The 12824-nt window shown below is 72.1% G+C and carries 12 protein-coding genes; 6 read left to right on the forward strand and 6 right to left on the reverse strand.

The features are described from left to right. Nucleotides 1-26 precede the first annotated feature (26 nt). The 3 genes from AA23TX_RS15785 (at nucleotide 27) to AA23TX_RS15795 (ending at nucleotide 3367) form a co-directional block, all read left to right on the forward strand. Nucleotides 27-902: an LLM class F420-dependent oxidoreductase gene (locus AA23TX_RS15785; protein WP_155543273.1), complete on the forward strand. Its 876-nt coding sequence runs from the start codon at nucleotides 27-29 to the stop codon at nucleotides 900-902. A gap of 141 nt (nucleotides 903-1043) precedes the next feature. Beyond that, nucleotides 1044-2351: a hypothetical protein gene (locus AA23TX_RS50165; protein ID WP_230862510.1), complete on the forward strand. Its 1308-nt coding sequence runs from the start codon at nucleotides 1044-1046 to the stop codon at nucleotides 2349-2351. Between the two features lie 368 nt (nucleotides 2352-2719). Continuing rightward, on the forward strand, nucleotides 2720-3367 hold the full coding sequence (locus AA23TX_RS15795; protein WP_155543274.1) for a GTP pyrophosphokinase: 648 nt from the start codon (nucleotides 2720-2722) through the stop codon (nucleotides 3365-3367). Nucleotide 3368: 1 nt separating this feature from the next. Here AA23TX_RS15795 and AA23TX_RS15800 read toward each other — a convergent pair whose 3' ends face one another. Together AA23TX_RS15800 and AA23TX_RS15805 are read right to left on the reverse strand one after the other, a co-directional pair. Next, on the reverse strand, nucleotides 3369-4010 hold the full coding sequence (locus AA23TX_RS15800; RefSeq protein ID WP_230862511.1) for a TetR/AcrR family transcriptional regulator C-terminal domain-containing protein: 642 nt from the start codon (nucleotides 4008-4010) through the stop codon (nucleotides 3369-3371). Further along, nucleotides 4007-5326 carry a cytochrome P450 gene (locus tag AA23TX_RS15805; RefSeq protein ID WP_196425337.1) on the reverse strand — a complete coding sequence of 440 codons (1320 nt, stop codon included), beginning with the start codon at nucleotides 5324-5326 and terminating at the stop codon, nucleotides 4007-4009. The genes AA23TX_RS15800 and AA23TX_RS15805 overlap by 4 nt, the downstream gene beginning before the upstream one ends. A 59-nt stretch (nucleotides 5327-5385) precedes the next feature. On the opposite strand from AA23TX_RS15805, the gene AA23TX_RS15810 reads away from it, so the two are divergent. Next, complete coding sequence (locus tag AA23TX_RS15810) at nucleotides 5386-5949, forward strand: ester cyclase (RefSeq protein WP_155543276.1); 564 nt, start codon at nucleotides 5386-5388, stop codon at nucleotides 5947-5949. A 4-nt stretch (nucleotides 5950-5953) separates the two neighbouring features. Here the strand turns inward: AA23TX_RS15810 and AA23TX_RS15815 are convergent, their stop codons facing one another. Together AA23TX_RS15815 and AA23TX_RS15820 are read right to left on the reverse strand one after the other, a co-directional pair. After that, complete coding sequence (locus AA23TX_RS15815) at nucleotides 5954-6952, reverse strand: hypothetical protein (protein WP_155543277.1); 999 nt, start codon at nucleotides 6950-6952, stop codon at nucleotides 5954-5956. Between the two features lie 67 nt (nucleotides 6953-7019). After that, nucleotides 7020-7865 (reverse strand): EamA family transporter, encoded by an 846-nt coding sequence (locus tag AA23TX_RS15820; RefSeq protein WP_230862512.1) that lies wholly within the window; start codon nucleotides 7863-7865, stop codon nucleotides 7020-7022. Between the two features lie 68 nt (nucleotides 7866-7933). Between AA23TX_RS15820 and AA23TX_RS15825 the strand changes: the two genes are divergently transcribed. Continuing rightward, a complete protein-coding gene (locus AA23TX_RS15825) occupies nucleotides 7934-8797 on the forward strand; it encodes a LysR family transcriptional regulator (RefSeq protein WP_155543278.1) in 864 nt (287 codons plus the stop codon). Here the strand turns inward: AA23TX_RS15825 and AA23TX_RS15830 are convergent. Beyond that, nucleotides 8785-9435 carry a DUF998 domain-containing protein gene (locus AA23TX_RS15830; protein WP_155543279.1) on the reverse strand — a complete coding sequence of 217 codons (651 nt, stop codon included), beginning with the start codon at nucleotides 9433-9435 and terminating at the stop codon, nucleotides 8785-8787. The genes AA23TX_RS15825 and AA23TX_RS15830 overlap by 13 nt on opposite strands. Nucleotides 9436-9644: 209 nt before the next feature. Between AA23TX_RS15830 and AA23TX_RS15835 the strand changes: the two genes are divergently transcribed. Beyond that, nucleotides 9645-12104, forward strand: a complete 2460-nt coding sequence (locus tag AA23TX_RS15835) for a M14 family zinc carboxypeptidase (protein ID WP_155543280.1) — start codon at nucleotides 9645-9647, stop codon at nucleotides 12102-12104. Between the two features lie 48 nt (nucleotides 12105-12152). Here the strand turns inward: AA23TX_RS15835 and AA23TX_RS15840 are convergent, their stop codons facing one another. After that, nucleotides 12153-12800 (reverse strand): LysE family translocator, encoded by a 648-nt coding sequence (locus tag AA23TX_RS15840; RefSeq protein ID WP_155543281.1) that lies wholly within the window; start codon nucleotides 12798-12800, stop codon nucleotides 12153-12155. Nucleotides 12801-12824: the final 24 nt, after the last annotated feature.

Genomic DNA, 12824 nt, shown 5'->3' on the forward strand with positions numbered 1-12824 from the left:
CCGACCGCACGTCAGGAGAACTTTTCATGGAGCTCGGTTTCCACCTCCCCATCTTCGACATCGACGGCGGGACCACCGCCATCGCCGGTGAGCTCGCCCGGGTGGGCAGCGCCGCGGAGGCGGCCGGGGCGACCTGGCTGTCCTTCATGGACCACTACTTCCAGATCGAGCCGACCGGCCTGCCCGCCGAGTCGAACATGCTGGAGGGCTACACCACCCTCGGCTTCCTCGCCGCGCACACGTCCACGATCGAGCTCGGCCTGCTCGTCACCGGCGTGACCTACCGGCACCCCGGCCTGCTCGCGAAGATCGTCACCACCCTCGACGTCGTCTCGGGCGGCCGGGCCGCGCTCGGCATCGGCGCGGCCTGGTACGAGCGCGAGCACCGGGGGATGGGCGTGCCGTTCCCGCCGATCGCCGAGCGGTTCGAGCGGCTGGAGGAGACGCTGCGCATCTGCGGGCAGATGTGGGACCCCGAGAACAACGGCCCGTTCGAGGGCAAGCACTACCAGCTCGCCGAGACGCTCTGCTCGCCCCAGCCGATCAGCCGGCCGAAGGTGCTCATCGGCGGCGGCGGGGAGCGCAAGACGCTGCGGCTCGTCGCGCAGTACGGCGACGCGTGCAACCTGTTCGCGTCGTCGCCTGAAGACGTGGCGCACAAGCTGGACGTGCTGCGCGGCCACTGCGACGACGTCGGCCGCGACTACGACGCGATCCGCAAGACGGTCCTGGCCAACAACCCGCGTCCGACGCCGGAGACCCGCGACGACTTCGTGCGCGCCATGGCCGACTACGCGAAGCTCGGCATCCAGGCGGCGATCATCACCCCGACCACGGGCTCGCCGGCCGCGTGGATCGAAGGGATGGCTCCCGCCGTACCGCAGCTGGCCGACCTCGGCTGAAAATTTCGGCTCGACAGCTGGTCGAAGCCCGATCGTGTGTCCACAGTGGACGTTCCGGTGACTTCCTTCCGGTGATCGGTGAACCATTCACGGCGGCGCCCCGTGTGCCTGGGTGAGGTGGCGACCCGAGAGGAGGGGCTGATGCCCCACGGACGCAGTACCGGACGACACCGCAAACAGGCCACGATCGGGCTGGCGGCGCTGCTGGGAGTCGCGGGGGCGACGGCGACGGCGATCGCCCTCAGCAGCCCGGCGAGCAACGCGGCGACGGAAAGCTGCGGCGGCCTGGACACGGCGCTGCAGAACAACCTCACGTTCATCGCGGGCCAGCAGGCGGCCCCGGACGCCCAGTCGGCGGCCCGGATAGCCAACCGCCAGGCGGTGGTCGACCAGATCCAGCAGCGCCGCGCGGCGGCCGGCTGCGGCGGAGCGGTGGCGGCGAACGAGGTAGCGGCCCAGTGCGCGGCGATCGCCGGAGAGGCCGCGGCGGCCGGAGAGGACGCCCAGGCCGGCGAGAACGGCATGGCCAAGGGCCACGGCAAGGCCAAGAACGGCAAGGCGGCGGCCGACGAGAACGGCATGGCCGCCCAGCAGGGCGCGGCCGGCGAGAACGGCATGGCGAGCGGCAACGGCATGGCCGACCAGCAGGGCGCGGCCGACGAGAACGGGATGGCCGCCGGGAACGGGATGGCCGACCAGCAGGAAGCCGCCGACCAGGGCGCGGCCGCCAACGGCAAGGCCAAGCAGAAGGGCAAGGCCGCCAAGAACGGCGCGGCCGACGAGAACGCCGCGGCCGCTCAGGACGCCGCGGCTGTTCAGGCCTGCGGCGTGGTCGAGCAGTGCGTGGCCCAGGCCGCCGGAGCCGCCGACGCCAACGGAATGGCCGCCGAGAACGGCGCGGCCGACGAGAACGGCAACGGCAAGGCCAAGCAGAACGGTATGGCCAACGGGAACGGTATGGCCAACGAGAACGGTATGGCCGACCAGAACGGTATGGCGAACGGCAACGGCATGGCCGACCAGAACGGTATGGCGAACGGCAACGGCATGGCCAAGCAAAATGGCGCAGCCAAGCAGAACGGCATGGCCGACGAGAACGGCATGGCCGACCAGCAGGGCATGGCGGCGCAGGGTGAAGCCGCGGCGCAGAACGAAGTTTCCGCACAGGACTGCACCGCCATCCTCGACTGCGTGACCCAAGCCACCGCCGGCGCCGCCGCGGACCAGCAGGGCATGGCCGCCGAGCAGAACGGCAACGACCAGCAGAAGGCCAAGGGCAAGAACAAGAACGCCGGCAAGGCAGCGGAGCAGGCAGCCGCGGCGGCGGTGGCGGAGAAGTGCGTCGCCGATCAGGCAGCAGCGGCAGCCGGCACCGGCACCGCGACCGCCGACAGCACCACCGAAACCAGCACCGAATCCGTCACCGAGTCCGCCACGGAAGGCAAGTAAGACCAGGAGGGTGTGCACCGGCGGCGGGCCGGTGCACACCCTCCGCCAGGGGTCCCCGCCACCCGGATCCCGTGCCGCACCCAGCCCCGCTCCGGCGAGACCCACGTCGGCGACCACGGCTCCTCGATGACCGCGGCATCTCCGCCACACCCATCCCCCGGCAACCGGCCGGTCCGCGACCCCACCGCAGACGGCGCCCGAGCCAAGCTGTCCGGCCTCACCGAAACCCCGGGACCTCGTCGACCTGCCGCCCGATCGGGTGACCCGATCCGGTGACCGGCGGGAACTCCGGCCCGCCGGTGGTCGTTGATCGGGTGGAGCGCAGTAACCTGGTGCTCGAAAACGTCCGACGACAGCTTGAGGCTTCAGTGACCACCGATCCGGCGGCCGAGGACCTGCGGGAGGCGGCCGACGAGCTCGCCGTCGCCGGGCAGCTCCCGCGTTTCCTGCTGATGTACAAGTTCGCCATCGAAGAGCTGATGACGAAACTGCGGATCCTCAGCGAGGAGTTCGACTTCGTCCACCGCCACGACCCGATCGAGCACATCACGAGCCGGGTGAAGCGGCCGGAGGCGATCAAGGAGAAGGTCCGCCGCCGCGGCCTCGGCGACGACTGGATCGCCGCCGCGCACGTCCTCGACGACATCGCCGGCATCCGGGTCGTCTGCCCGTTCGTCTCCGACGTCCACCAGGTTGCCCGCATGCTCACCGCGCAGGACGACGTCGAGCTGTTGCGCACCAAGGATTACATCGCCAAGCCGAAGGCCAATGGCTACCGCAGCCTGCACCTGATCGTCCGGATCCCGGTGTTCCTGTCCGACCGGGTCGAGAAGGTCAAGGTCGAGGTCCAGCTGCGCACCATCGCCATGGACTTCTGGGCCGCGGTCGAGCACAAGCTCTCGTACAAGTACGCCGACAGCGTCCCGGACGACTTCGCGGGCGAGCTGGCCGCCGCGGCCAGGACGGCGGCCGACCTCGACGCCCGGATGGCCGCCCTGCACGAGCGGATCCGCTGAGTCACGGCGCGAGCGCGTCGAGCAGGATCCCCAGCCCGAACTCGAACTCCGCTTCGTGGTCGCACACCGCGAGGTACGGCGCCGCCGCGACCACGGCGGGCAGTCCGGACGCCGAGAGGTCCGCGAGCCGGCCTTCGTCGCCGGCACCACTGAACGTCGGCGCCACGTCGACCTCCCGCATCAGCGTCCCGATCAAGAACGCCAGCACCGCCCGCAGCCCGTGCACCGCGCGGTCCGGCGGGTAGCCCGCCGCGAGCAGCGGGCCGAGCACGGCCTCCACCGGGGCGAGCGCCGTCATCGACGCCAGCCGGCGGGTCAGCACGAGCGGCGCCGCGCGCGGATGGCCGAGCATCGCGGCCCGGAACCCGTGCGCCAGCGCGGACATCGTCTCCCGCAGGCCCGCTCCCGCGACCGGCGAGGGGATCGTGGCCAGCAGCACCTCGGCGACCCCGTCGAGCAGGGCGTCCTTGCCGTCGACGTGGTTGTACAGGCTCATCGGGTCGACGCCGAGCCGGTGCGCGAGCTTCCGCATGCTGACCGCGGCCAAGCCCTCTTCGTCGATGAGCACGAGCGCCTCGCGAAGGATCCGCGCGCGCGACAAGACGTCCGCGTCCCTGGGGGGACGGCCCCGCCGGGTCGTCACGGGGCGAGCACCGCCGGCAGGCTTTCGTAGCCGCGCAGGATGCGCGTCTCCCGGCGCCGGCCCCCGGGCAGCACGCGCAGGCCGGGGAACCGGTCGAAGATCGTGCGCAACCCGATCTCGCCCTCCATGCGCGCCAGCGACGCGCCCAGGCAGTGGTGACGTCCCGCGCCGAACGCCACGTGGTCGCGCGCGCCCTCCCGCGTGACGTCGAAGGTGCCCGGATCGGCGAACACCGCCGGGTCGCGGTTCGCGCCGGCCAGCACCGTCGTCACCAGCGCCCCGCGCGGCACGGGCACCCCGGCGACCTCGGTGGCCCGCGTCGCCACCCGGCCGGTCAGCAGCACCGGCGGGTCGTACCGCAGGACCTCCTCGACGGCGTTGCCCCACAGCTGCGGCCGCTCGCGCAGCACGGCGAGCTGCCCGGGGTCGTCCGCGAGCAGGGCGATCCCGCTGCCGAGCAGGTTGACCGTCGTCTCGAAGCCGGCCGCCAGCACCAGGCCCGCGGTGGACTTCAGCTCCGTCTCGGTGAGGCCGACGCCGTCGTCCCGGGCCGCGACGAGCTTGCTGAACAGGTCCTTGCCGGGGTTCCGGCGCAGGTGGTCGAGGTGCTCGCCGAGCCAGGCGTCGAACTCGCCCAGCGCCGTCTCGACGTCGCGGAACGTGCGCCAGCCCAGGCCGAGGTCGAGGCTGGGGGCGGCCGCCGCGCCCAGCGACAGCACCTTGCCGAGATCGGACGGCGGCACGCCGAGGATCTCGCTGATGACGGTCACCGGAAGCAGGCCGCAATAGGACTCGACGAGGTCGAGCGGCCGGCCGGGGTCGAGGCCGTCGAGCAGGCCGTCGGCGATCTCCTGGACCCGCCCGCGCAGCTGCTCGACGGCGCGCGCGGTGAACACGCCGGTGACCAGCTTGCGGTAGCGCGTGTGCTCGGGTGGGTTGACCGCGAGCAGCGACGGCGGCCGCACCGGGTGCAGGTGCTCGCCGGCCGACCACTCGACCAGCCGCCCGAGCGGCGAGCCGTCGGAGCCGATGACGCCGACGCGGAAGTCGTCGCTGGAGAGCACCTCCCGGACCGCGGCGTGCGTCGTGGTCATCCAGCCGAAGCGGGTGCGGGCGAGCGGGCCGGCGGCGCGGATCTCCTCGAACAGCCCGGTCAGGTCGCGCCCGCCGGCCGCGGCGACGACCATCCGCCCCTGGAGGTCGCCGCGCCGGGCTTCGCGGCGCAGCACGGTCCGGGGGAGCGCGTGGCCGAGCCCCCACCTGATCACCGGCTTGGCGCGGGCGAGGGTTCCTTCGAGCACGGCGTCCCCTTCCATCGGCGTGCCTACAGTGTAGGTTATCGTCGATTACCTACGTCGTGGATTCAAGGAGCGCGATGAGCGAGTTCGACATCCCCGGTCCGGAAGTCCTGGCGGCGCGGCAGAAGCTGGTGCTCGACCACTTCCGCGACGAGGTCGCTCAGGACTGGGACGCCACGCTCTCGACGTTCCCGCACCCGCACTACGAGGTGATCGCGACGATGACCGTCCACGACGGCGACGGTGCGGTCCGCGGCTACTACCAGGACACCCGCACCGCGTTCCCCGACCAGCACCACGAGCTGATCGCGCTGCGGCACAGCGCCGACGCGGTCGTCGTCGAGTTCTGGCTGCTGGGCACGCACCTCGGCCCGCTCGGCGCGATCCCGGCGACCGGGTCCCGCTTCCGCGTCCGCATGGCGGCGTACTTCGTGTTTGACGCCGACGAGAAGCTGGTGTGCGAGCGCATCTACTTCGACACGCTCTCGATGCTCAAGCAGCTGATCGGCGGGGTGGACAAGAAGAACCCGAAGAACTGGCCGCTGCTGCTGCGGGTGGCACGCGGCTTCTTCGCGATGGCGGGGGAGGAGCCGGACCCGCGGCTGGTGCACACCGCGGAGCCCGACCTCCGTCCCGTCTGACGCGTCAGTCGCAGGTCCACCGCAGGGCGGCCGGCGCGTTGCTGGTGTTGCCGAAGATCACGCCGTCGTCGCCGATGACGAACACGTCCGCGTCGCCGCCGTCGGGGAACGGGAGCCGGCCCAGCAGCCGGGTGTCCTGCCAGACCGCGGCCGGTCCGATCAGGTTGGTCAGGCTGCCCGCGATCAGCCCGTGCTTGTTGGTCGCTTCCGCCGTCCCGCCCTGCTCGAGGGGACGCGGGTCGGCGGGGCCGTGCCACGCCAAGGCGCGCGAAGCCGGCCACGAGTCGATCGCCGTGCCGACCACGACGCCGTTCCGGATCTGGCGGATCAGCACGGGACGGTCTTCGCCGGTCAGCGGGGTGACGACGCCGGCCCGCCAGAGCCCGCCGAGCTGGTTGTCCGGGGCGCGGAGCAGCACCGTGCCGTCGTCGTCGAGGTCCAGCCCGAACCGGTCGGGGATGTCGATGATGCGCGGTCCCGCGGCCAGGACCGACCAGAGGACGCTCACCCGGTGCCCGTCCTTGAGATCGGTGGCGGACGCGAGGACGTCGCCCCGGTCGTTGAGCCCGACGGCCGATTCGAGCCGGTAGCCGGGCGGGTCGGGCAGGCGCGTGAGCGTGCCCGGGCCCAGGTGACCGCCGCTGAACAGGTAGACGCCCCATTCGGCGGACGGCGAGCCACCGTCCAGCAGCACCGTTCCCGCGGAGTTCTCGTCGGCGACACTCGGGTAGACGAACTTCGCGAGCGCGTCCGGGATGCGGGGCTCGCCGCCGGTCCAGAGCACCACCCGGCTCATGTTGACGCTCCGGTCGGAGACCGTGCCGGAGTAGCCGCCGTGGCTGTCGGTCCCCCTGATGTCGACGTCGGCGGCGAGGTAGCCGTCGGGCGCCGCGATGCTGTGCGCCGTCCAGGTGCACGCGTCGGCCGCGGTCGCGGCCGGTGCGGTGACGGCGGTGCCCAGTGCGAGTGCCGCGAACGTGAGCGCGGCAGCACGTCGGAACATGCGAATTCCCCCTCGGAATCGGTCAGCGCAGGCTTCACGCCCCACCACGCCCGCGGGTTGAGCCGCGTTACCCGTTCGGCCCAGTCACCGCCGCGACGTTGACCGCGACGATCACCCCGATCGCCACCCACGAAAGCACGTCGAGACGCTGGCCGAGCACCACCCAGCCGACCAGCGCCGCCAGGACCGGGTTCACGCTCATCACCGTCCCGAACACCGACGCCGGGACCCGCCGCAGCGTCAGCAGGTCGGCCAGCATCGGCACGGCCGACGACAGGACACCGGCGGTCACCGCGGCCAGGACGGCGCCTGGCTCGGGCCGGTGCGCGATCATCGCCCAGACGCCGACCGGCACGTACGCCAGCCCGGACGCGCCCGCGGCCGCCGCCGAGCCCGCGATGCCGGGGATGCGGGCGCCCACCGCGCGGTTGAGCAGGATGTAGGCCGCCCAGCACCCGGCGGCCAGCAGCGCCAGGCCGATGCCGAGGTAGTCGGTGCTCGGCCGCGGCCGGACCAGGACCACGACGGCCGCCGCCGCGACCAGCGCGCACAGCAGGTCGCCCCGCCGTCGTGACCCGGCGAGGGCGACGGCCAGCGGGCCGAGGAACTCCAGCGTGACGGCCAGTCCGAGGCCAACGCGGTCGACGGCGCTGTAGAGCGAGAGGTTCATCGTCCCGAACACCAGCGCCAGGGCCAGGACCAGCCGCCACTGGGCGGCGGTGAACCCGCGCAGCCGCGGCCGCGCGGTCGCGAGCAGCACCACGGCCGCGACCCACTGGCGGACGGCCACGACCCCGGCCGGCCCGAGCTGCGGGAAGGCCAGGGCCGCGACCGACGCCCCGACCTGGTTGGACAGCCCGCTGCCCGTCATCAGCGCCGCTCCGCGCCAGCGCCCCGCGCCCGTGCTCGTCATGCCCCGACTATCACGGGCGCTGACGCATACGCAAAATGCATCCGACACGCCACCTATACGCTGAGCGCATGGATGCCGAGTCCGCTCTGGAGCTGCGCCACCTGCGGCACTTCGTCGCGGTGGTGGACGCCGGGAGCTTCACCGACGCCGCGCTCGAGCTCGGTGTCTCCCAGGCGACGGTGTCACGGACGCTGCTCGCGCTCGAGCGGATCCTCGGCGTCCGGCTGCTGCACCGCACGAGCCGGACCGTCGAGCCGACCACGGCCGGCGTCACCGTCCTCGCCCGGGCGCGGGTCCTGCTGGCCGACGCCGGGACGCTCGTCCACGAGGTCACGACCGGCCACACCCGGCTCCGGCTCGGGCACGCGTGGTCGGCGGTGGGCCGGCACACCGCGGAGTTCCAGCGGCGCTGGCACGACCGGCACCCCGACGTCGAACTCCAGCTGGTGCGGACCAACACGGCGACCGGCGGCCTGGCCGAGGGGCGCTGCGACCTGGCCGTCGTCCGCACCGCCGTCGACACCCGCCGCTACGCCCACACGGTCGTCGGCCACGAACGCCGGTGCGTCGCCCTCGCCTCGGACGACCCGTGGGCGCGGCGCCGCGTGATCCCGTTCGCCGAGCTGGGCGGCCGCACGCTCGTCGTCGACCGGCGCACCGGCACCACGTCCCCGGACCTGTGGCCCGAAGGCGCGCGACCGGCGGTGGAGTACACCCACGACATCGACGACTGGCTGGCGGCCATCGCGACCGGGCGCTGCGTCGGCGTCACGCCCGAGGCGACCGCTGCGCAGTACCGGCGCGACGGCATCCGCTACCGGCCGCTGCGCGACGCCGGCCGCATCCCGGTCCGGCTCATCTGGCGCCACCGCGACGCGCACCCGGCGACGCACCTGGCCGCCGCCCTGCTGACCGAGCTCTACCGAGCCTGACTTCGCGCCGGAGCGAGCAGCACAGCCAGCGCGATCAGCTCGGTCAGCGCCATCCCGCGTTCGACCAGGCCGAGCGGGATGAGTGTCCACCAGCGGCCGCCGTCGGCCGCGGCGACCACCACGGCTCCCAGGATCACCGCGAACCAGGCCAGCGACGCGACCGCGAGCACGCGGGCGAGCCACCGGCGGCCGGGGGAGCCCGGGAACGCCGTGCGCGCCGCGACCAGCACCGCCAGGGGGAGGGCCACGAAGGCCACGACGCTCGCGATCCGGTGCAGCGTGCCGCCGAAGTCCGAGCGCGAGACCGTCGCCCAGTCCGGCTTCGGGAAAGCGACGATGACCAGCAGTCCGACCGTCCACAGTGCACCCAGGACGGCCGCGGGCACGGGCAGCCGCCGCTGGCTGTGCAGGACGCCGAGCCCGGCCGCCGAGCCCAGCGCCACCAGGACCACCGCGAGGTCGAACACCCACTTGTGGTCCGACAGGCCGTACTCGCTGATCGTGCGGCGGGTCGCGCTGATCTCGTCGGTCGGCGGGATGACCTGCAGCAGCAGCACCAGCGCGGCACCGAGCACGAGGGCGGCGATGCCGCCCAGCGAGACGGCGAGCGACGTTCGTCGCGCAGGGACCGTGACCATGAACCGACAGTAGCCGACCGGCCGTTGAACTCCCGGTAAAGGTTCTTTCGGGCGAACCTTCGCGTGAAAACGGGGCGGGGGCTGTACGACTTACGGCGGTTACCGTAGCCGGTTTTCGTCCATTACGGTCACTCGCTACCGGTACGTCCGTGCTGTGCCGGCCTCGGTCAAGGAGGTCTTTGCCTGTGGGGAATTCACCAAGAAGACTGGTGCTGGCGGCTTCGGTCGTGGCGCTGGCGGCGGCGTTCGTCACGTTACCGGCCGGTACCGCCGGCGCGGCCCAGAACATCCTGCGTGCCGACAAGTCGGTACCACGCTCGTGCTTCGCAAAGGCGCTGCCCAAGGGCACGCCGGGCACCGATCGCCGCGAGCTCAAGTCCACTGTGGACGGATTGGTCCAGGCTCGGCTCAAGCCGGCCTCGGGCACCGAAGGCGACTGGGACGTCGCCGTGTTCGACAAGGCGACCGGTGCCGTGGTCGCCGCTTCGGCCGCGTTGCGCACTCGCGAACTCGCCGAAAGCTTCGTGAAGAAGGACCAGGAGCTCATCGTCCAGGGCTGCCGCTACGGCGGGTCGGCGGACCGGGCCCAGCTCGGCGTCGACTTCCTCGCGCTGACCCCGCAGGGCACGCCGACGACCGTGCAGAAGGCGCAGCTGGTCCGCGTCGAGACGCCGACGCGCACCGACAAGAACAAGCTGACCGCCCTGGGCCTCGACGTCACGGAGAAGGGTGACGCGACCGGGGTCGAGGTCGTCCTCGCCGACGACGCGGACCGCCAGACGCTCAAGAACAACGGCTTCAAGTCGAAGGTCATCGAAGCCGACCTCTCGGCCAAGTCCGTGCAGGACGCGAAGACGGACCGCCAGTACGCCGCGACCACGGCCGCTTCGGCGCTGCCGTCCGGGCGCACGAGCTACCGGCACCTCTACGACTACAACTACGAGCTGAAGGAGCTGGCCCGCAAGAACCCGGGCCTGGTCTCGGCGTTCACCATGCCCGAGTCGACGTGGGAAGGCCGCGACGTCGTCGGGGTCGAGATCGCGACCGACGTCAAGAACGTCACCGACGGCAAGCCGGTCAACTTCACCATGGGCGTGCACCACGCCCGGGAGTGGCCGGCGGGCGAGCACGTCATGGAGTGGGCGTACGAGCTGATCAACGGGTACGCGCACGATCCGGCGATCCGCAGCCTCGTCGGCAAGACCCGCAACATCGTCGTGCCGATCATCAACCCGGACGGCTTCGAGATCTCCCGCGAGGCCGAGCCGAAGGGTGACTTCACCCGGTTCGACTACGAGATGAAGCGCAAGAACTGCAACGTCAACGACTCGCCGGCGCAGTACTCCACCGGAGTCTGCAAGGCCAACCCGGCCGGCCGCCTGCGCGGCACCGACCCGAACCGCAACTACGCCGGGTTCTGGGGCGGCAACGGCGCCGAGATCGCCTGGAGCGGCGACACCTTCCGCGGGTCCGCGCCGTTCAGTGAGCCCGAAGTGCGCAACGTGCGTTCGATCGTGTCCTCGCGCCAGGTGACCAACCTGATGACGATGCACACCGTCGCCGCGCTGGTGCTGCGCCCGCCGGGCGTGGCGGACGTCCGCCCGCCGCTGGAGGAGCCGGCCTACAAGGCCCTCGGCGACAAGATGGCCTCGCGCAACGGCTACACCAGTGAGCCGAGCTGGGCGCTGTACGACACCACGGGCACCACCGAGGACTGGTCGTACTGGGCCACCGGCGGCTGGGGCTTCACCATCGAGGTCGGCGGCAACGGCTTCCACGGCCCCTACGCCGACAGCGTCGTCGCGGAGTACGAAGGCCTCGCGCCGGCCGCCGGCGCGGGCAAGGGCGGCAACCGGCAGGCGTTCCTGGACCAGCTGGGCAGCGCGGCCGACCCGCAGCAGCACTCGACGCTGATCGGTTCGGCGCCGAAGGGCTACCAGCTCAAGCTGCACAAGACGTTCCAGACGCCGACGTCGCCGGTGATCCAGGCCGACGGCTCCACCAAGCCGCCGATCTACGTCACCGACGACCTGAACTCGAAGTTCACGACCACCGGCGGGCGGTTCGCCTGGTCGGTCAACCCGTCGACCCGGCCGTACGTGGCCGGCCGCTACGGGCGCGACCCGCAGGGCCCGGCGCAGCAGGGCTTCGCGGTGACCAACCCGGCCGGGGTGCCGCCGATCAACCAGAACTACCCGGCCGACCCGGCGGGTGACTCGTTCACCTTCCACGTGAACGGCCTGCCCCAGGTCGACAACGGGAAGTTCAGCGTGAACATCAACTGGGCCAGCACCGCCACCGACTGGGACCTGTTCATCTACGACGCGGCGGGCAACCTGGTCAGCTCGTCGGCGAACGGCGGCACGACGTCCGAGCACGCCGTGCTGTTCGACCCGCCGGCCGGCGACTACAAGGCCGTGGTGGTCAACTACGACCAGGCCGACCCGGCCACGGTCGACGACTGGAGCGGGGACGTGTCGTTCGCGTCGCCGATCCCGCCGACGTACGGGCCGAAGGAGGCCTACCAGCTGACCTGCACGTCGCCGAAGGGCCAGCTCGTCGGCGTGGCGGACGTGTACGCCGACCGCGGCCAGACGGTCGACGTCGGTGAGGTCTGCACCCGCTCCGCGCACGCGCAGAAGCAGCGTGCTTCGGGTGGGGTCCGGTAGGTTCGTCTGTTCGTTCGTGGAGGCCTTCTCGCTGCGGCGGGGAGGCCTTCACGGCGTCACGGCGAGGATGACGCCCAGAACGACGAGGATCGAGCCGACCACGCGGTTCAGGGTGGGTTTCGCGTGGGCGTACCAGCGCTGGGTCGCGGGAGCGGAGAACAGCAGGGCGACGCTCAGGTGCCAGGCCGTCGAGATCACGAGGATCAGCGCGACGGCCGCGGCTTTGACGGCGGTGGGTTCGGTCGGCGGGAGCGTCGCGGTGAGGACGCTGCCGAAGAACGCGGCGGCTTTCGGGTTGGTCAGGTTGCTGACCACGCCTCGGCGGAAGTGGCCCGGTGCGGCATCGCCGTCGAGCGCCGCGGCCCGGGTGGAGGGGGACTCCTCACCTCGGTCTGGTCTCTTCGATCGGCGGGCCTGCCACCACAGTCGCACACCGAGCCAGGCGAGATAGCCACCGCAGACGACGCGTAGGGCGGCGGCCAGCCACGGCGCGCGGGCGAGGACACCGCCGAGCCCGAACACGGCAACGGCGGCGAGCACCCCACCGGCGGCGACCACCCCGAGCGCGACGGCCACCGCGGCCCGCCGCGTACCGGCCGCGGCAGTGTGCGCGATGAGCACGAAGTTCGGACCGGGCGAGACGGCCGCCGGGAGGTAGGCCAGCAGCACGGTACCCAGCGTGGCGGCAGGATTCACACGACCCAGCCTGACACGCCGGCC

Source organism: Amycolatopsis camponoti, assembly GCF_902497555.1.
GTDB lineage: Bacteria > Actinomycetota > Actinomycetes > Mycobacteriales > Pseudonocardiaceae > Amycolatopsis > Amycolatopsis camponoti.

Bases quoted from the DNA above. Each gene is read 5' to 3' on its own strand.
- AA23TX_RS15785 (WP_155543273.1), top strand. From the start codon at position 27: ATGGAGCTCGGTTTCCACCTCCCCATCTTCGACATCGACGGCGGGACC.
- AA23TX_RS50165 (WP_230862510.1), top strand. From the start codon at position 1,044: ATGCCCCACGGACGCAGTACCGGACGACACCGCAAACAGGCCACGATC.
- AA23TX_RS15805 (WP_196425337.1), bottom strand. From the start codon at position 5,326: ATGGAAGGGGACGCCGTGCTCGAAGGAACCCTCGCCCGCGCCAAGCCG.
- AA23TX_RS15810 (WP_155543276.1), top strand. From the start codon at position 5,386: ATGAGCGAGTTCGACATCCCCGGTCCGGAAGTCCTGGCGGCGCGGCAG.
- AA23TX_RS15815 (WP_155543277.1), bottom strand. From the start codon at position 6,952: ATGTTCCGACGTGCTGCCGCGCTCACGTTCGCGGCACTCGCACTGGGC.
- AA23TX_RS15820 (WP_230862512.1), bottom strand. From the start codon at position 7,865: ATGACGAGCACGGGCGCGGGGCGCTGGCGCGGAGCGGCGCTGATGACG.
- AA23TX_RS15825 (WP_155543278.1), top strand. From the start codon at position 7,934: ATGGATGCCGAGTCCGCTCTGGAGCTGCGCCACCTGCGGCACTTCGTC.
- AA23TX_RS15830 (WP_155543279.1), bottom strand. From the start codon at position 9,435: ATGGTCACGGTCCCTGCGCGACGAACGTCGCTCGCCGTCTCGCTGGGC.